Origin of the sequence: Youngiibacter multivorans, from assembly GCF_017873395.1 — a bacterium.
Taxonomy (GTDB): domain Bacteria; phylum Bacillota; class Clostridia; order Clostridiales; family Clostridiaceae; genus Youngiibacter; species Youngiibacter multivorans.
On the sequence record NZ_JAGGKC010000026.1, the window covers coordinates 1 to 19,603 of the forward strand.

The 19,603-nt window shown below is 43.0% G+C and carries 20 protein-coding genes; 18 read left to right on the forward strand and 2 right to left on the reverse strand.

The window, feature by feature from the left end; genetic code table 11:
• Positions 1-155: 155 nt before the first annotated feature.
• Complete coding sequence (locus J2Z34_RS13470) at positions 156-1,121, reverse strand: aldo/keto reductase (RefSeq protein ID WP_209460386.1); 966 nt, start codon at positions 1,119-1,121, stop codon at positions 156-158.
• Between the two features lie 270 nt (positions 1,122-1,391).
• On the opposite strand from J2Z34_RS13470, the gene J2Z34_RS13475 reads away from it, so the two are divergent.
• Complete coding sequence (locus J2Z34_RS13475; protein WP_209460387.1) at positions 1,392-2,288, forward strand: hypothetical protein; 897 nt, start codon at positions 1,392-1,394, stop codon at positions 2,286-2,288.
• 246 nt (positions 2,289-2,534) lie between these two features.
• Positions 2,535-2,693, forward strand: coding sequence for a zinc-ribbon domain-containing protein (locus J2Z34_RS13480; RefSeq protein ID WP_209460445.1), 159 nt, complete (start codon positions 2,535-2,537; stop codon positions 2,691-2,693).
• 259 nt (positions 2,694-2,952) lie between these two features.
• On the opposite strand, the gene J2Z34_RS13485 is transcribed toward J2Z34_RS13480, so the two are convergent.
• Positions 2,953-3,729 carry a DeoR/GlpR family DNA-binding transcription regulator gene (locus J2Z34_RS13485; RefSeq protein WP_209460388.1) on the reverse strand — a complete coding sequence of 259 codons (777 nt, stop codon included), beginning with the start codon at positions 3,727-3,729 and terminating at the stop codon, positions 2,953-2,955.
• Positions 3,730-4,263: 534 nt separating this feature from the next.
• Here J2Z34_RS13485 and ulaG point away from each other — a divergent pair.
• The 16 genes from ulaG to pstC all read left to right on the forward strand — a co-directional run bounded on the left by ulaG (position 4,264) and on the right by pstC (position 19,583).
• Complete coding sequence (ulaG, locus tag J2Z34_RS13490; RefSeq protein ID WP_209460389.1) at positions 4,264-5,328, forward strand: L-ascorbate 6-phosphate lactonase; 1,065 nt, start codon at positions 4,264-4,266, stop codon at positions 5,326-5,328.
• A 74-nt stretch (positions 5,329-5,402) separates the two neighbouring features.
• Positions 5,403-5,843, forward strand: a complete 441-nt coding sequence (locus tag J2Z34_RS13495; RefSeq protein WP_209460390.1) for a PTS sugar transporter subunit IIA — start codon at positions 5,403-5,405, stop codon at positions 5,841-5,843.
• A 12-nt stretch (positions 5,844-5,855) separates the two neighbouring features.
• Positions 5,856-7,337 (forward strand): PTS ascorbate transporter subunit IIC, encoded by a 1,482-nt coding sequence (locus tag J2Z34_RS13500; RefSeq protein ID WP_209460391.1) that lies wholly within the window; start codon positions 5,856-5,858, stop codon positions 7,335-7,337.
• A gap of 17 nt (positions 7,338-7,354) precedes the next feature.
• A complete protein-coding gene (locus tag J2Z34_RS13505; RefSeq protein WP_209460392.1) occupies positions 7,355-7,648 on the forward strand; it encodes a PTS sugar transporter subunit IIB in 294 nt (97 codons plus the stop codon).
• Positions 7,649-7,736: 88 nt separating this feature from the next.
• A complete protein-coding gene (locus tag J2Z34_RS13510) occupies positions 7,737-8,774 on the forward strand; it encodes a hypothetical protein (RefSeq protein WP_209460393.1) in 1,038 nt (345 codons plus the stop codon).
• 14 nt (positions 8,775-8,788) lie between these two features.
• Complete coding sequence (locus J2Z34_RS13515) at positions 8,789-9,490, forward strand: L-ribulose-5-phosphate 4-epimerase (RefSeq protein ID WP_209460394.1); 702 nt, start codon at positions 8,789-8,791, stop codon at positions 9,488-9,490.
• Complete coding sequence (locus J2Z34_RS13520) at positions 9,491-10,327, forward strand: L-ribulose-5-phosphate 3-epimerase (protein WP_209460395.1); 837 nt, start codon at positions 9,491-9,493, stop codon at positions 10,325-10,327. It abuts the gene before it with no gap.
• 188 nt (positions 10,328-10,515) lie between these two features.
• Entirely contained in the window at positions 10,516-10,707 is a 192-nt protein-coding gene (locus J2Z34_RS13525; RefSeq protein WP_209460396.1) for a YwbE family protein, read from the forward strand.
• 209 nt (positions 10,708-10,916) lie between these two features.
• Positions 10,917-11,333, forward strand: coding sequence for a universal stress protein (locus J2Z34_RS13530; RefSeq protein WP_209460397.1), 417 nt, complete (start codon positions 10,917-10,919; stop codon positions 11,331-11,333).
• 203 nt (positions 11,334-11,536) lie between these two features.
• On the forward strand, positions 11,537-11,923 hold the full coding sequence (locus J2Z34_RS13535; RefSeq protein ID WP_209460398.1) for a DUF302 domain-containing protein: 387 nt from the start codon (positions 11,537-11,539) through the stop codon (positions 11,921-11,923).
• Positions 11,924-12,086: 163 nt separating this feature from the next.
• Positions 12,087-13,259, forward strand: coding sequence for an MFS transporter (locus J2Z34_RS13540; RefSeq protein ID WP_209460399.1), 1,173 nt, complete (start codon positions 12,087-12,089; stop codon positions 13,257-13,259).
• 463 nt (positions 13,260-13,722) lie between these two features.
• On the forward strand, positions 13,723-14,871 hold the full coding sequence (tnpB, locus tag J2Z34_RS13545) for an IS200/IS605 family element RNA-guided endonuclease TnpB (protein WP_209460400.1): 1,149 nt from the start codon (positions 13,723-13,725) through the stop codon (positions 14,869-14,871).
• A gap of 319 nt (positions 14,872-15,190) precedes the next feature.
• Complete coding sequence (locus J2Z34_RS13550) at positions 15,191-16,093, forward strand: metallophosphoesterase (protein ID WP_209460401.1); 903 nt, start codon at positions 15,191-15,193, stop codon at positions 16,091-16,093.
• An 84-nt stretch (positions 16,094-16,177) separates the two neighbouring features.
• The gene (locus tag J2Z34_RS13555; RefSeq protein WP_209460402.1) at positions 16,178-17,296 is read left to right on the forward strand and encodes a M20 metallopeptidase family protein; all 1,119 of its coding nucleotides are present in this window, start codon (positions 16,178-16,180) and stop codon (positions 17,294-17,296) included.
• Between the two features lie 284 nt (positions 17,297-17,580).
• The gene (locus J2Z34_RS13560) at positions 17,581-18,567 is read left to right on the forward strand and encodes a phosphate ABC transporter substrate-binding protein PstS family protein (RefSeq protein WP_209460403.1); all 987 of its coding nucleotides are present in this window, start codon (positions 17,581-17,583) and stop codon (positions 18,565-18,567) included.
• Between the two features lie 89 nt (positions 18,568-18,656).
• Positions 18,657-19,583 (forward strand): phosphate ABC transporter permease subunit PstC, encoded by a 927-nt coding sequence (gene pstC, locus J2Z34_RS13565; protein ID WP_209460404.1) that lies wholly within the window; start codon positions 18,657-18,659, stop codon positions 19,581-19,583.
• Positions 19,584-19,603: the final 20 nt, after the last annotated feature.

Below are 19,603 nucleotides of genomic sequence, written 5' to 3' on the forward strand. Positions count from 1 at the left end.
GTGCCTGAGCTTGTCTCAGCTCTCCTGTCCTGTTCCTATTCCCACTCTTGTTAGTATCTTAAGTCATGTATAAACACAAATTAAAATACACTACCACGAGCAGAGCTCTTCAACATAATATGACCTGATTGAAATGGAAAGTCACTACGACCAGCTTATCTGATTTTTGAGTTTATTGTCTCAAAAAGTCCATCTGGTGCCTTCCATTCTATAGCTTCAACAGCATCGGTGACATGATAAGGCTTGCTTGCGCCTATTATCGCGGATGACACCTGCGGATGGCTTACCACCCATGACATGGCAAGCTTTGGAAGAGTCACATCATTGGCCTTTGCAATTTCTGCATATGCTTCTACAAGTTTGTAGTCACGTTCTGTAAAATAGTTCTTCAGCAGCTGTTCACCATGTGCACCACGACTGTTCTCTGGAAGTTCGGAACCCATTCTGTATTTTCCAGTCAGCATTCCCCGGCCAAGCGGACTGTATACCATTATTCCTACTTCCTCAGACTTGCAGAACGGCATGATCTCATTTTCAATTTCTCTTCGAAGCAGGTTATACTGGGACTGCACTGCGATATACTTTTCAAGGTTCATCTTGTCACATATTGAATTGCTCTTGGCTATCTGCCATGCAGCGTAGTTGGAGCAGCCGATATATCTGACCTTACCCTGTCTGACCAGGTCATTTAGCGTGCGAAGCGTTTCCTCAAGAGGAGTATCTGTTCCGAACCGGTGGACCTGGTAATAGTCGATGTAGTCAGTCTGCAGCCTTTTCAGCTGATGCTCCACTTCCCGCATGAAATGGATTCGTGAATATCCATAGTCATTCTGACCTCTTCCCATTGGATTGCCGACCTTTGTGGCGAGGACTACCTTGTCTCTTCTTCCCTTCAGTGCACGTCCAATAATTTCCTCAGACTCTCCAGTTCCATATTTGAATTCCTCGTCCTGTCCCTTTCCGTAGAAATTCGCCGTATCAATGAAATTTATGCCTGCATCAAGTGCAATATCGATTATTTCACTTGATGCTGCCTCATCAATCCATCTCCCGAATGCCATAGTTCCAAGGCAAAGCTCTGATACATTAAGGCCTGACTTTCCAAGTCTTTTATACTTCACCGGTATCCCTCCCTGTATTCTGGTTTCATTTCATCACATATTCTGTTTTTGACTCTCTAAGTTAATCTTGTCATTCATGGGAGACACAGTCAACAGATATCGTAATATGATGTGCAGCGTTAGGTTTAGACACCAGAGGTGATTTCAGAAATTCAATTATTTTGGATATCAGGCGATATAATTATGTTTACTTGTGTGATATGATGACAATGGTGAAAAGTAACATATATCATTGCTGCAAGCATTGTGACTGATTATGTGAGGTGTCGAATGAAGAAACCATCCATTGTAATCCCACTAGCATTACTAATACTGCTTCAGGCTATTTCACTCTTCCGGATAGGCAGTCTGCAGTCTCAGATAACCGATTTGAACAATCAGATATCTGGTGTACAGACAAGCCAGTCAAGTCTGGCCAATTCAATTTATACAAATGTTGAAAACCTGATGAAGAAACAGGCAAGCATAATTGATACTTACGATTTTACATTTGGCGATGTCGATAAGACCAATTATGCGGTACCTGTAACGTTTATTGTCACACCTAAAGTATCCAGTGCTGATACTATGGCTAAACTTGTGCTCCCGAATGAAACTGTCACCATGGAACGTACTGGAACAACTTATAAAGCGACAAGCACTGTAAGCATTTTTGAAGCCCTCTCCGCTACAGTGATACTTTCCGACAATGGTGTGGACAAGACCGAAAAGCTGGGCGAGTTTGGATTGCTGATGGAAAAGTTCATACCGTCATACTTTGTTACCTTCGATGGCTACAGCGGTTATAATAAGAAAAATGGAGAAGCGGCGGGAACGTACGAAAGAAAAGGTAACATTACACTTGATTTACATAATTCAGGAGATGCTTTATTTAAGAAAGCTTCTTTGATAACAGAAATTGACGGAGTGGCTGTATCTGAGCATCCCCTGGCTGATCGGCAGGTTTTTAAAGTAGACGAGAAATTTGACCTATCAGCTGGACAGACTATAGTGATGTATGTCAGGGCAATCGATTCCCTTGGCTTGGTCCATAAGAGAATCACAAATGAATTCTCAATAGATTCAGAGGGGAATCCCTACGACGAGGAAAACTGGAACTGGAATAACAAGGAAACCATACTCGATGAAAATGGCAAAATACTTCACACTTCAACAGATGGTCATTAAGAATACCAGCGAATATATTTGAATCCTGGAGGCAAAGATGACTGGAATTTAATTTTTCAAATTAGGCTTCAAAAAATAATATAAATAATTCTGGATTTGCTCTATCTTTAATCTGGGTTATCTGTTATTATAAGAATTGTCCGTAAGGAACAAAATAAATAAGTGCAGTTTATCATATGTATTTGTCTGAAATCTTTGGCTTCAGTAAACACAAAAGAAACTGTAGCTAAGGAGGATGTCATTATGATGGCAGATAAGAACATAATTTGCAGAGATTGCAACAACGAATTCACTTTCACAGTAGGTGAGCAGGAATTCTACAAAGAGAAAGGCTTCGAAAATGAGCCGGTAAGATGCCCTGATTGCAGAAGAGCTAAGAAAGCTCAGAGCGGCAACAGAAGATAGTATCAATTGAGCAGAAGGAAACTTCTGCTCTTTTATTTTTCGCAGAATTTCGGGTTAAGGCTATTCATCGCCATTGGAATATCCAGTGAAGCAAATCGTCAACTTCAATCTGATTATTACTGATAAAAACCTGTAAGGGTTTGATCAAGTCTTAATTAATTGAGTGAACCTATTATTCTAGTATTTTAAGATTCAAGATTGAAGATGACAAAACCAGGTGTAACTGCACCTGGTTTTGTCATCTAATGAGTTCAGAAGACTATTCTTCTACTTGTATTACCTTGATTCCTTTTGCTTCGAGCCGTTTCACTGCGTCAGGATTGGCGGAGCTGTCGGTTATCAGATGCGTAATAAGAGGAAGCTCCGCTGTGAGGAAATTATGTTCGATTCCTACCTTAGGTCCTTGAGCTACAATTATCCTCTGCCCTTTGCACCTCTCGAGCATCACTCTGTTTACTGCCACTTCCTGAATGACTGAAGTGGTGATACCTCTTTCGTTGATGCCGGAAACTCCGATTATGCATTTTGTAGCTGAAATCTTGTTGAATATCGAGATTGCATAATCACCTACCATGGACTGTTTGCGTTCGTATACCTCGCCGCCGGTAAGTATCAGGTCGATATTGGGATTCTTTGGGATGCTCAGTGCCTTTCCGTTGTTTGTAATGACAGTAGCCCTGTTTTCGATGTTTGACATGGCAAGCAGTGCGGTGCTTGAGGAGTTTATGAATACAGTATCACCAGCTTCTATCAGGCTTGCAGCTGCTTTGGCGATTGCGATCTTTTTATGGTCCAGTTCTTCATTTGTTGGAAGATAAGTCGGATCTTCTCCGAGAGCATCCTGAATAAGTGTAGCTCCGCCGTAGAATCTTTCTACAAGTCCTCTTTCTTCAAAGCTCTGAAGATCCCTCCTTATTGTAAGAGGAGATACGCTGAAAATCTTCGAGGCATCATCAACTTGAATAGACCCGTTCTCCTTCAGATATTGGATTAGCTTTTCCTGTCTCTTGGTTACAATCCCGATACTTGATTTCATAAAAATCCCACCATTCTTTTCACGAGTTCGCTAATACCAGTGTAAATCATCACGGGTCATATTTCAATCAAAACATTCAAAAAGTTCATAAAATCCCTGTCTTTCATTTGCTTCTCAGGTTGAAAGGGCATTTGTATGTTTTGAACCTTTCATATTGATGAGATGATAATGATTGAATCGATTCAAATTGTATGTACCAGCAGATCCACTTCACATGCTGTCGCTGATACACTTCTGATCTTTTTACTATCTAGATTCGATAACTCGGTGTCCCAATATGACTTTAAGAGAACACTCATTGTGAGTGCTATAATATATGCTGTTTTTTATATTTTTATCAAAGAATTCAAAACGTTCATTTAGTATGATTCATGAACAATGTCAGGGTAAAAACTGGGAAAACCATTGATAGACAAGAGGTTTAACGATTTCAAAGCACAACGGCAGACTCTTGCCAAATGATCATTAATCGAATAATATTAGGTTAAACAAATTTGTTTAAGAATGTTATGAATGATTTAACAGGAGGAGAAAATGGCAAGCATCGATAAGATAACTAGAGAGTCCTGGATCCTAAGTACTTTTCCCGAGTGGGGAACATGGCTGAATGAAGAGATAGAACAGACTGTTGTAAAGAAGGGTACATTCTCAATGTGGTGGCTGGGATGCACAGGCATCTGGATCAAGTCCGAAGGCAATGCCAACCTTTGCATAGACTTCTGGGTAGGTTCAGGAAAGAATACGATGAAGAACCCGTATATCAAGCCTGAGCATCAGATGGCCAGAATGGCAGGTGGAAAGAACCTTCAGCCGAATTTGAGAAATGCTGTTTTCGTAATGGATCCTTTTGAAATAAGGGAAGTCGACGCAATACTTTCAACTCATGACCACAATGACCACATCGATGTCAATGTTGCTGCAGCAGTCATGAAGAACTGCAAGGAAGATGTTCCGTTCATCGGCCCGAAGACATGTGTTGAAAAGTGGATAGAATGGGGAGTGCCTGAAGAGAGATGCAGGGTTGTAAAGCCCGGAGATGTTGTTAGAATTAAAGATACCGAGATAGTGGTACTTGATTCATTCGACAGGACAGCACTGATAACAGTACCGAAGGGTGTTACCCTTGAAGGGAACATGCCTGGTGAAATGGACGTCAGAGCGGTCAACTACCTGATAAAGACACCAGGTGGAAGCCTCTATCATAGTGGTGATTCACACTACTCGAATTATTACGCTAAGCACGGCAACGACCATGAGATAGATGTATGTCTTGGCTCCTACGGTGAGAATCCAAGAGGAATAACAGACAAGATGACTGAGACAGACATTCTCAGAATGGCAGAAGCTCTTAAAGCTAAAGTAGTCATTCCTTTCCATCACGACATATGGACTAATTTCCAGGCTGACCCCCAGACGATAGTTGCGCTCTGGGAAATGAAGAGATACAGGCTTCAGTACGGATTTACTCCATATATATGGCAGGTAGGCGGAAAGTTCACATTCCCGGATGACAAGGACAAGAGGGAATACCATTATCCGAGAGGCTTTGATGATGCTTTCACAGGTGACATCGACCTTCCGTTCAGATCATTCCTGTAACAAAATTCCTTCCTGGAAACAGGAAGGAAAAAAATAAAAGCGAAGTAAACGATTGAAAACTGGAGATGACGAGTTTGATAAAGGAAATCATAGAAAAGAAGAGATTTTCATTCCATGAAGGTTTCGACAGCTGGGAGGAGGCAATACGGGCAGCGTGCGTACCTCTTGTGTCGGATGGTTCGATCGAGGATTTCTATCCTGACGAGATAATAGCAAATGTCCACAAGTTTGGACCGTATATTGTGATAGCTCCCGATGTCTGCATCCCGCATGCGCAGGAAGGAAACGGAGTCAACGAAACAGCGATATGCTTCATGAAAACTGAGAGACCTGTTGACTTCGGACCGGAAGCAGAATATGATGCAACGATTTTCTTTGTACTTGCATCAACTGACAATGATGAACACATGAAGAATCTTGTAGCTCTGGTAGAGCTGCTGGAAGATGAAGAAAAGTTCGAAATACTCAAGGGTTCAAAAAAAATCGAGGATCTGTATCCTCTAATTAAAGAATAAGGATGTGTAATAATGGATCAGGTATTCAATTTTATGATTGGGATATGGAAATTCTTTCAAATCAACATTCTCACTAACCCTGCATTCTTTGTCGGTTTCATAGTATTCATAGGTTATTTGCTTCTACAGAAGCCCATATATGATGCATTTGCTGGATTCATAAAGGCCACTGTCGGTTACCTTATATTGAATGTCGCAGCAGGTGGACTTGTTTCGAACTTCAGACCGATACTTGCAGGACTCAAGGACAGGTTCAACCTGACAGCTGCGGTCATCGACCCCTATTTCGGACAGGCTGCAGCCCAGAAGGCCATAGAGAATATAGGCAGGTCTTTCGGCATGATGATGTTGGTCCTCCTGGTGGCGTTCATCTTCAACATCATCCTTGTAATATTCAGGAAGATCACGAAGGTAAGGACTGTATTCATAACAGGACATATCATGGTACAGCAGAGTTCAACGGCACTTTGGCTCATACTGTTCGCATTCCCGGCACTTCAGGATACGAGCATAGTGCTTATGCTAGGATTGCTGCTCGGCGCTTACTGGTCAGTCTCATCAAACCTGACTGTGGAATGCACACAGGAGCTTACTGACGGCGGCGGATTTGCAATAGGACATCAGCAGATGTTTGGAATATGGGCAGTTGACAAGCTTGCCAAGAAGATGGGCAAGAAGGGAAGGTCCATTGAAGAACTTAAGCTTCCCGGATTCCTCTCCATATTCAATGACAATGTTGTAGCAACCGGAACACTGATGATCCTTTTCTTCGGAGCTATCATGCTGATACTCGGAAAAGACCTTATGATCAAAATAGACCCAGCAGGACTTACAGCTGAAAAGAGCTTCCTGTTCTACATAATGGGTAAGGCACTGATGTTCTCGGTATACCTCAGCATACTCCAGCTTGGTGTAAGGATGTTCGTTTCAGAACTTTCAATATCCTTCCAGGGAATATCCAACAAGCTTCTGCCTGGATCAATGCCTGCAGTAGACTGTGCAGCAGTATACGGCTTCGGACACCCTAATGCTGTAACCTTTGGATTCCTCTTCGGAGCACTTGGACAGCTGCTGGCGATTCTTGGACTGATAGTCTTCAAGAGTCCGGTTCTCATAATTACAGGATTCGTACCTGTATTCTTCGACAACGCCACCTTCGCGGTATATGCGAACAAGAGGGCAGGACTTAGAGGCGCCATGCTGTTCCCATTCCTCTCAGGAATCATACAGGTACTTGGTGGAGCATTCGCAGCATTCTTCTTCGGTCTGTCGCAGTATGGCGGATGGCACGGAAATTTCGACTGGGCAACTGTATGGCCGGTAATAGGAGTCATGATGAAATATTCAGGATACTTAGGTTTCGGAGTAGCATTTGTTCTCCTTATGGCAATTCCACAATTACAGTATCTGAAAAACAAAAAGAATTACTTTACAATAGCTGAGGATTACGACAAGTACAAGGAAGATTTGGAGCTTGAAAAGAAAGCGGTCTAAATGACAGGGAGGTCAACATGTTAAAGGTATTAGCAGCCTGCGGAAGCGGGATGGGTTCAAGTCAGATAATAAAGATGAAGATAGAGAAGGTCTTCAAGAAGCACAACATTCCTGTGACTATACACCACTGCAGCGTTAGCGAGGCCAAGTCACTCATAAGGGACTATGACGTAGTGATCAGTTCTCTGGCTCTTATCGATAATTTCAAGGATGCGGAAAAGTATAACACGATAGTTATCGGACTCAGAAATCTTCTGTCAGAGCAGGAAATCGAAGAGAAGATCTTAGAAAAGATAGTCAATAAAAAATAGTCCAGCATAGGATGAGGGGATACTGAGAAATACAGTATCCCCTCAGTGAAAGCGGAACACGTTCAAGTGATGATAGGAGATGGTATAGATGAGATTCGAGAAGAAACATCTGACAGACATGTTCAGATGCTATTCGACACAATATGTTACGGTCGACGGTGAAGAGAGAGTTCTTTTGGCAACCGAAGGTGAAGGCCAGGCGCTGAGCTTTTCGGGCAAGGACTATGAAAAGATGGAAACCGTATGGGATGCACCAGGCGGAACCATGTCAATGGTCCCGATTCCGGGGAGAAATGGTGCATTCCTGGCAGTCCAGAATTTCTTTCCAACATTCCAGGCGGAAAAATCCATTGTAGTCACAGCAGTCCCAAAGGAAGACAGGTCATGGGAAGTAACAAAATTCCTGGATCTTCCTTATCTGCACAGATTTGACATATTGACCGGGGGAGACAAGCTGTACTTCATCGGCTGCACGCTTTGCACATCAAAGTCCAGCAAGGAAGACTGGAGCGATCCGGGAAAGATATATGTCGGTGAGCTTAAGGTCGATACGGATACTCCAATCGAGCTTAAGGTAATCGCAGAGGGTCTTGTCAGAAACCATGGGTATTCCAGAGTAAACTGGAATGGCACAGAGTGCGGATTCGTTACCTCAGACCAGGGCGTTCTTGTAGTCACACCACCACAGAAGGACGGAGACGACTGGAGTGTTGAAAAACTTCTTGATGTGCCTGTAAGTGACATTGCAGTCATCGACATCGATGGTGATGGAGAGGACGAGCTGGTTACGATTGAAGCATTCCATGGAGGGAACTTCCTCATAAGGAAAAAGATTGACGGCGAGTACAAGATAGTCTTCAAATACCACAAGCCAATGGATTTTGGACATGTGGTGTGGGGCGGCAAGCTCAGGGGAGTACCGACAATTATCGGAGGCTACAGGAGAGAGGCAAAGGAGCTGTTCTGGATACAGGCGGATCAAAATGAACCTCTTACCTTCAGGACAGGAACAATCGATGAAGGCACCGGTCCAAGCAATGTTGCAGTAATCAACCATGAGGACAGGGATATAATAATAGCTGCTAACCGGGAGATCGGTGAAGCTGCACTGTACTTTGTATACTAGTAGGAGGTATGGACATGTACGAAGATATGAAAAAAAGGGTGCTGGAGGCGAACCTCCTGCTTCCAAAATATGAGCTTGTAAAATTCACCTGGGGAAACGTATCAGAGATTGACAGGGAGCGTGGAGTCGTAGCCATAAAGCCCTCAGGAGTAGAATACGATGTAATGAAGGCTGAAGATATAGTAATAGTCGATATGGAGGGTAACAGAATTGAAGGTGACCTTAATCCGTCATCGGACCTTCCTACTCATCTGGCACTTTACAAGGCATTCAAGAACATCGGTGCAGTGACGCATACACATTCAAGGTGGGCGACTATCTGGGCTCAGGCCGGGAAATCGATACCCGCACTTGGAACTACCCATGGAGATTATTTCTATGGAGAAATACCTTGCACGAGACTGATGACACCTGCGGAGATAGCAGAACAGTACGAGCTTGAAACAGGAAATGTCATAATTGAGACCTTCAGCGGGAAAAATCCTGATTACATGCCAGGCGTGCTTGTACATTCCCACGGTCCTTTCACCTGGGGAAAGGATGCAATGGAAGCCGTCCACAATTCTGCTGTTCTGGATGAACTTGCAATGATGTCATGGCACAACAACATGTTAGACCCTAAATTGCCGCAGATGCAGCAGGAGCTTCTTGACAAGCACTATCTCAGAAAGCATGGCCCGGATTCCTATTATGGCCAGAAGAAGAAAGTGGTTTAGATGGACAGTGTAAGAATCGGGCTTTACGAGAAAGCCATTCCAAACCATGTGCCGATGAAGGAAAAGCTGAGGCTTGCCAGGAAGCATGGATACGATTTTCTTGAAATGAGCATAGATGAAACACAGGATAAGCTATCCAGGCTGGATATGACAATGGATGAGAGAGCCAGAATGGTCAGTGACATGTTTGAAGAAGGGCTTTTCATCAGGTCCATATGCCTCAGCGGTCACAGGAAGTATCCTCTTGGATCGGAAGATCCGAAGACAAGGGATTTATCCCTTGAAATCATGAGAAAAGCCATAATCCTTGCATATGACCTTGGTGTAAGGATCATCATGATAGCCGGATATGATGAGTATTACAAAGAATCAAATGAAGCGACAAGATCCAATTTTCTTGTAAATCTCAGAAAGAGCGTTGAAATGGCAGCGAGATACGGAGTTATCCTTGCATTCGAGACCATGGAGACAGAGTTCATGAATACAATCGAAAAGGCCATGTATTATGTGAATGAAATCAATTCGCCGTACCTACAGGTTTATCCGGATCTGGGCAACATAACCAATGCAGCAGTGATGTATGGCAAGTCAGTGACAGACGACATCAGTCTTGGAAAAGGGAACATCGTTGCCTTCCACCTGAAGGAGACTGTTCCAGGAGTATTCAGAGAAGTTCCTTATGGAACTGGACATGTGGATTTCAAGAATAGCCTTAAGACTATTTTGGATTCAGGGATCAACCTGTTCGTATGCGAGTTCTGGGACACAGGGAAAAGTGATTTTGAAGAAGACCTGAAGTTTGCACGTGAATTCATCCTGGAAAACCTGAAAAGCTAGTGAAAAACACAGAAGACTTGAGAAGGAAATCAAGTCTTCTGTGTTTTTATCATATTCTTGGGTCAAAGGCATTTGAAAGGCATTTGGAATTTACATATAGGTCATCGTATCTGTCTCGTTTTTTGAAGTGTGGTATAATGTTCCGGGACAGAATGTTCTTTAAATAATATGAAGGCTAAAGGTGGATCATGGACGGTAAAAAGCGCGCAGACATAAAACCGGGGATAAAGGTTCAGATAGTAAAGAAAGAGGACCAGAGATCCGGGAAGCTCACAGAGGGAATCGTGAAGGATATCCTTACAAATTCCTCGAACCATCCCCATGGAATTAAGGTCAGGCTTGAGGATGGTACAGTGGGTCGAGTCCAAAGCATAGTTTGAGAATTAAACGTCTGAGCTGAAAATGCAGTAATTCCAAAGCAATAGAATAGTTCACTCATAGTTTACAAAGTATTCAGGGCAGTTGTTTGATTACTTGCTTCTTGTGTGTTTTAATGAAGTCAAAGAAGGGATTTTTTTAATCCAGGTATTTGTATTAATCTTCAAATCGGTTATCTGATTCCATTTGAACATGATGGGGGAGATGAATCATGTACAAGAAGATATTGGTAGCTACTGATGGTTCGGATTATTCGAGACGGGCGTTTGAGGTTGCGCTGGAGATGGCGAAGCATTTTCAGTCTGAATTGGAGATCCTTCACGTAATTCAAGATTATATGAAGGGTGAGTCAAATGTTGAGGTTAAGATAACAAAGGAGCAGGTAGAGGCTGTAAGCAAGGAAATTATGGAGAAGACGAAGGGTGAAACAGATACCGGTGAGGTCCGCATAACAACGAAGACAGCATTCGGATACCCTGCCTCTGTGATCATAGAGGAAGCCAATGCAGGCTTTGATTTGATTGTGATGGGTACGAAGGGACACGGGCCATGGGGCGGAGCTATAATGGGAAGTGTTACTCAAAGGGTAGCAGGTGCCGTTAATTGTCCTGTGCTGGTTGTAAAATAGGTTCCAATTTTGATTTATGAAGCAGGCTTTCGCTTAAGATGCGGCAGCCTGCTTTTTTTGGTGTTTGGAATCGGAGAGAAGAAAAGTGTAATTGTATGGAGACTATGTATTAACACTCAATGAACAATGAGAGATACAATTGATATTAAAATTCAAAATGTTATGATTCAATTATAAGTAAAAACTACAACAGGAGGTTTAAAATGGATTTCGTATATGAGATGAAGACAGGAAAGGACTTTGAAACTGCTGTCGAGGATATCAGGAAGGCACTTGGTGCCAGGGGCTTCGGAGTACTTTGGGAAATGAACTTCAAGGACAAGCTCAGAGAGAAGGGGCTTGAATTTGATATCAACTTCAAGGTCATGGAGGTCTGCAATCCTCCCAAGGCCAAGATAGTATTGGACAGGGACATAGAGGCAGGTTATATGCTTCCATGTAAAATGGCAGTCTATGAGAAGGATGGAGAAGTAAGGATTGGCATGCTTAAGCCCATGTCCCTTGTGGGACTTCTAGGGAAAGAAGGTCTTCAGGATATAGCTGAAGAGGTTGAAGGTATACTGAAATCAGCTATTCTGGAAGCTGTATAGAAAAGAAGGTATAGGCCGTCATTGTAAATGCAAGTGACGGCCGTATCACTTAATTCCATATTTGGTGCATTTCAATTTTCAAGAAATGCAAATTACAACAGATCTCTAAAAAGAGGTGTATACTTTATAAAGGTTCAAGAAACTTGATATTCGGGAGGCAGCAATGAAGAAAAAGGATGTTCTGACAACAAATTTGAAGCTATCATATTTTCTTATTTTCGGATCCTTTGCATGCTTCTTTCCATTCCTTACATATTATATGCAATCCAGGGGATTGAGCTTTACGCAAATTGGAATACTCTTTGCGGTATATTCCATTACTGGCGTATTCACTCAGCCTATCTGGGGATTCTTAACGGACAAGTATCTCAACAAGAGAATTACCATAATGATACTTATAATTGGAAGTGCGATACTCATAACAAGCTTCATATTCGCCAATTCATTCATAGCCATACTCCTCAGCATTGTATTGTTCCTAACTTTCCAAAGCCCGATAATTCCTGTTTCTGATGCGTTCACATATGAGATCATGGAGAAAAAGCGTGAGATCCAGTATGGAAGGATCCGCCTCATGGGCTCAGCAGGATATGCGTTCATGGCCCTTATTTCAGGCCAGGTAGTATCCAGGGTAGGGATAAACGTTGCATTCATAATGTACTCGGTGATGATAATGGTTGGCTTGATTTTCATATACAGGATCGATTTTCAGGGCAAGAAGACAAAGGTGAAGATCAACGTCAAGGACATCTCCAAGCTTTTCAGGAACCGGAGGTTCCTGATATTCATGCTTGCGGTATATACGATCAACATAGCAATCGGCAGCAACAATTCGTACATTTCGCTTCTGATACAGAAGACCGGCGGAACTGTGGCACATATTGGAGTATATGGGTTCATGGTTGCAATAAGTGAGCTTCCTTCAATGTTTTCAGGGCATAAGCTGATGAAGCGATTCGGTGAGCTTAACCTATTCGCCATAGGAATATTCTTCTTTGTGCTCAGATACCTGCTGGACTCACTAAGTGTTTCCTATCAGATGGTACTTGTTGTGCAGGTTCTTCAGGGAGTATCCTTTGCATTGTTTTTCATGGCAGCTCTTCAGTATTTGAACGGAATAGTCCCATCAGCCATGAAGACTACAGCTATGACAATATTTGCTGCTGTCTGCGGACTCGGGAACTTCACAGGAAATATTGGCGGAGGAATTCTTCTGGAACACATCGATATATTTACATTGTTCAGGATACTGGCAGCAGTTTCATTTGTTGCGCTTCTTATAATACTGGGACTTAAGGTGTATGAGAAATCTCTGAAGGAAAAGCTTGTCAGCTGATGCAAATTGATGAAAAAGCTTGCGCAAACTCGTGACTTCAGACGTGAGTTAGCAAGCGAAGTCAAAAACTAAACGGCACTTAGAATATTTGCATATATCAAGTAATAATTACCGCAAAGCACTTTGAATAATTGTTTGCATTAATTAAATGTTAATAGGACATGAAGTGTTCTTATGTCTAAAATACGGTATGGACGCGGATATTTCTATACAATCCAGTATCATATTGTCTGCTACGTAGTTTATCGGCACGATAGCCTTATTGGGCAGATGGATAAAGATTAGAAGGATTTGTTAAATCTGATTGCAGATGACAAAGTTTTGTATATTTTGGATATGGGAACGCATAATGATTATGTGTATCTGCAGATTGAAAACACCGTGGAGCAAATTCGCTGGTACATACAGAGTCAGAAAAAGAAATGAGACAGTTCAAGCTTTGACATCTCTGGAGGTGAGTGCAGTGCTGCAGCATAAAGCCTATGAATACCGTATCTATCCAGATAAAAAACAGGAAACGCTTATTGCAAGGACAATCGGCAGTTCAAGGTATGTATACAACCATTTCCTGGAACTTTGGAACAAGGAATATGAGGAGACCGGAAAAGGTCTGACTTATTTCGCATGCTCCAAACTTCTGACAAAGATGAAGAGGGACCCGGAAACAGTATGGCTTTGTGAAGTGGATAAGTTCTCGCTCCAGAATTCCCTTCGTAACCTGTCGGACGCCTTCTCCCGATTTTTCAAAGGACAGAATGAGCATCCCCAGTTCAAGAGCAAGAAGAGCCCGAGGCAAAGCTATACTACACAATTAACGAACAACAACATCGCAGTATCCGGAAATTACCTGAAGCTGCCTAAGCTGGGCCTGGTCAAGTTTGCAGAAAGCCAGGAGATGAAAGGGCGTATACTGAATGTCACAGTACGAAGGAAACCGAGCGGGAAATTCTTCGTATCAATCCTTTGTGAAGAGGAAATCTGTGAATTGCCTAAGACTGACTCTGCTATCGGAATTGACCTCGGAATCACTGACTTTGCGGTTATGTCAGATGGCACTAGGAATGACAACAATCATTTCACCAGACAAATGGAAGAGAGGCTTAGACGTGAACAGCGAAAGCTTGCAAGGCGTGCACTTATAGCGGAGAAAATAGGCATACGCTTGTCTGAAGCCAGGAACTATCAGAAGCAGAGAAGGAAGGTAGCCAGGCTCTATGAAAAGGTTGCTAACCAGCGAAATGGATTTCTGAACAAACTCAGTACAGAGATAGTCAAAAACCACGATATCATCTGTATCGAGGACCTTAACGTGAAGGGCATGATGCGCAACCACAAACTGGCAAAAAGCATTTCTGATGTATCGTGGACGAGCCTTGTATCGAAACTGCAGTATAAAGCTGCCTGGTATGGAAAAGAAGTCATCAGGATAAGCAGGTGGTTTCCGTCAAGTCAGATATGCTCAGAGTGCGGCCACAAGGACGGGAAGAAGCCACTCCATGTGAGGGAGTGGACCTGTCCAGTTTGCCATGCCCATCATGACCGCGATGTCAATGCAGCAAGAAATATACTGGCTGAAGGACTCAGGATAAGAGCTCTGACTCTAGGGTCTTAGTAATACAGAAGCAAACAGGAACCGCAGGAAATGCGGGGATAGCTTGGTAAACAAGAGAAACCTCTGTCGGTAAAGAAATATGCCGGTAAGTATGCTCTGTTCCCAAGAATCTCGTGACTTTAGTCATGAGAGTTTCAAATGCTATTTTGTCATGACACCTTTAAGGGTGTCTTTTTCATTTCTCAAACCTAAATGTAAAAATTCGAAAATAGTTAATAATGTATTTGGATTGTTAATGTGGATACGGTGCTTCGGTTATTCTATGTGTGCTCAATTAGATTTATACTTAAGGTAAGTCAAATATTGTGAGGTGAATGGCATGCGTACGGACCAAAGACTGACGGAAGCTTATCTCAAGGCAAGGGTTGCTCATTTTGACGAAAACTCAAGGTATGTGTTCATGAGCGACTGCCACCGCGGAAATGGTAACAGCGCAGACGAGTTTACGAAGAACCAGAATGCATACCTGCATGCGATGGACTATTACTATAACAATGGCTTTGTCTATGTTGAAGCAGGTGATGGAGACGAACTTTGGGAGCATCCGAGGTTCGTAGACATAAAGAACGCCCATTATGAAGTTTATGAGTCCATCAGAAGGTTCCATGATGAAAAGAGACTTTTCATGCTTTATGGAAATCACAATATCTATCTGAAGAATAAGGATTATGTGAGGAATAACTACTATACATACTATAATGACTTCAAGCAGCAGGCTCACGATTTCCTCAATGAATTGGATCCATGTGAATCACTGCTTCTTGTAAACAGAAAGACAGGTCAGGAAATTCTGACACTGCATGGACATCAGGGAGACCTCAGCAACGACCAGTTCTGGTTCTTTTCAATGCTGTCGCTTAAGTACTTCTGGAGACACCTTCACTCATTTGGCTTCACTAACCCTTCAAGCCCGGTGAGAAATATCAGCAAAAGACACAGGATTGAGAAGAATTATGTGAAGTGGATAGATAAGCATAAAAGGATGCTGATATGCGGCCATACCCACAGGTTCAAGTTTCCAAGGCCGGATGAGCTTCCATACTTCAACACCGGATGCTGCATCTATCCGACAAGCATGACTGCAATAGAGCTTATTGATGGCAACATTCAGATTGCCAGGTGGAGAGTCGTGGTCAACAGTGAAGGTATGCTTCAGGTTACAAGGTTCGTGCTTAGGGGACCCGAGCCGATTGAAAAGTTCAACCTGCGTCTGGAACAATAAGCATTTGAATATCCATGTCAGAATAGTATAATCATTTTCATGGGAAAATTTACGATAGATATGATGATGCAAGGGGAATGATGAATGGAACTTTATAACCTGGAACTGGTAAGGCGTCTTAGACATGAACTGCATATGCATCCCGAGCTTTCAAACCAAGAGGTCTGGACGAAAAAGCACCTCATCGAATTCCTGAGAATGAATACTAGCCTCGAAATCGTGGATCGCGGAAGGTGGTTCTACGCAACTTTCAGAGCAGGACAAGGATGCAGGAACATAGCCTTTCGTGCTGATTTTGATGCGATCCATATGGATGAGACAATTGAACTTCCGTACTCATCACTTGAAGCAGGAGTTTCCCATAAATGCGGACATGACGGGCATTCGGCTACCCTTGCCGGATTTGCATTGGAAATCGACCAGAAGGGCAGCAATAATAACATATTCTTCCTGTTCCAGCATGCTGAGGAGACCGGAGACGGTGCTGCAGAATGCAAGGTGTTCATTGAAGAGAACGGAATCGACGAGATATTTGCATTCCACAACATGAGCAGTATGGAGCTGAAATCAGTGAATGTTATAGATGGAGTAAGCAATTTCGGCTCAAAAGGCATGATAATCCATATGGAGGGAACCCCTTCCCATGCCAGCCATCCTGAAAAGGGAGTCAATCCTGCATTCGCCATTGCTAAGATCATAGATGCGATACCTGAGCTGACATCTCCTGACTATAACAAGGGAATTGTGCTATGCACAGTGGTCCAGGTAGCCATCGGTGAGCGGGCTTTTGGTGTTTCGGCTGGAAAAGGAGAACTGCTGCTTACTATCAGAGCATATTATGAGCCGGAAATGGACAGGCTGCAGAAAAACCTTGAAGAACTTGCATATGCTCAGGCTGAAAGGTATGGGCTTAGAGTAAGCTTTAGATATGAAGACTACTTCCCGGAGGTCTTTAACCATAAGGAAAGCTCTGACAAGATCAGGCAGGTCTGCAGAGATAAGGGACTTCATCTTGTTGAGATGGAGGAAGCATTCAGGGCTTCCGAGGATTTCGGACACTATCTTAAGCTAACCAAGGGAGCCATCTGCTATATCGGCAACGGTGTGGACCATCCACATATCCATAACCAGGAATATGATTTTCCTGATGAGATAATTGAAACTGGAGTTGAACTGTTTAAGGGTCTAGCTGAAACAAAATGACAGGATAATACTTTTTTGAGGCCAGGGATTTAGTCCCTGGTCTTTTGCTTGGCAAATTCGCTACTAAACCTATGGTGAAATTTCCGTGAATTTTATATTCTCGCTGGTTTGCACCCGAAAGTATTTGGGTGCAAATGATTTCATGAAAATGTAATTGTTTACCTCATTCCGATTTAACGTGGACATAACAAACCGGCAATGTGGAATAAACATTGACTCCGTATAATTCATTTTGTAGGTTGCAAATAGGCAGCTGGTTGAACTCGAATTTTAGGAGGATATCAATGAATAAGAAAATACTCGGTCTAGTATCATCACTTGCACTTGTATCAGTACTCGCGGGCTGTGGAGCGACAGCAACACCAACTACAGCACCATCAGCTACAGAACCAAAGCTCAGCGGTGCCGTAATAGTTGACGGATCAGGAACAGTTTACCCGCTTATGGCTAACATCGCTGAAAACTACATGACTGACGTACAGGATGAAGTAAGCGTTCAGGTCGGCAGAGCAGGATCAAGCGCAGGCCTCAAGAAGTTCATCGCAGGGGAACTTGATTTCGCAGATGCATCAAGAAAGATCAAGGATACCGAGGTTGCTGAGCTTGTTGCAGCCGGCAAGAAGATGGATGCAAACATAATGGAGATAAAGCTTGCATATGACGGACTAACTCTTGTCATAAACAAGGAAAACACCTGGGCTACAGAGATGAAGGCTGAAGAGATACTTAACATGTACACTTCAGGCAAGATAAAGAGTGATGACAAGGTTCTCTGGTCAGACATCAGATCCACATGGCCTGCAGAAGAAGTAAAGTTCTATGGTCCTAATGAGAACCATGGCACATATGAGTTCTTCTATGAAGGACTTCTCAAGAAGGAAAACCTTGTTTCAACAGTAAACCTTCAGCAGGAATATTCAACCCTTGTTGACCTGGTTTCAAAGGATAAGAATGCAATCGCCTTCTTCGGATATGGATACTATGAGTCAAATATGGATAAGCTCAATGCGGTAAAGGTTGACTTCGGAAGCGGAGCAGTAGAGCCTAAGCTTGAGACAATCGGTGAAGCTCTTCCTTATGCAGGATTCACAAGACTTGTATACACATACCTTGACCTTGACAAGGCTAAAGCTAATCCACAGGTTCTTGACTATGCGAAGTTCGTAGTATCAGCTGACGGTGCTGCAAAGCTTGCTGGCGAGAATGGATTTGCACCACTGCCAGACAGCGTCTACAGCGGATATGCTGCAACACTTGATGCTGTAAAGTAATCAGAATCAACTTGACAGTTAAGAGATGAGGGACAAAAGTCTCTCATCTCATACTGCTGTATGAAGATATCCCAGGAGGAACAGCTTCAATGGAAAATCAGACCAAAGTAAGAGAAATGATACACGACCATATGGTGAAAAAGAATTATGTGATGGATAAGATCGTACCGAGCTTTCTATTCCTCATGTCGTTCATTTCAGTACTCACTACATTCGGGATTGTCCTTACACTCGTCCTAGACGCATACAACTTCTTCTCAAGGGTTCCTTTGGCAGAGGTGTTCAGCACAAAGCTTGCTCCCTTGAATGCAACTGCTCCTAGTTTCGGCTTTATACCTCTTATAACAGGAACCATATTCACTACTCTGATAGCCATGTCAGTAGCTGTGCCGGTAGGACTGGCAGCTGCAATATATATGAGCCAGTTTGCAACAGCAAATGTCCGCAAGACTGTAAAGCCTATTATGGAAGTTCTTGCGGGAATCCCGACAATAGTATATGGATTCTTTGCATACTCGACTGTAACTCCTCTTCTGATGAAGATAATTCCGGCTCTGGAGTCTAAAAATGTGCTGAGTCCCGGAATAGTAATGGGAATCATGATCATTCCTATGGTTGCCTCGTTATCCGAGGATGCCATGAATGCAGTTCCTGAAATAATGAGAGAAGGAGCTTTGGGTCTGGGATCGACAAGACTCGAAGTAGCATTTAAGGTCGTTACTCCTGCTGCAATTTCGGGAATCCTGTCATCCATCGTACTGGCAATTTCCAGAGCAATCGGAGAGACAATGATTGTAACGATCGCCAGCGGAAGCTCGAAAGCATTCACTTTGGACATAACAAAATCCATGCAGACGATGACTGGATATATTGTCGAGTTTACAAGCGGTGATGCGGCAAGCGGATCAACAGGCTATTACAGCCTGTATGCAGTGGGCTTGATGCTGTTCCTGTTCACTATGCTCATGAACCACATTGCGCACAGGATATCGAAAAGATACAGGGAGGCATACTGATGGAAAGCAAAGAACTCAAT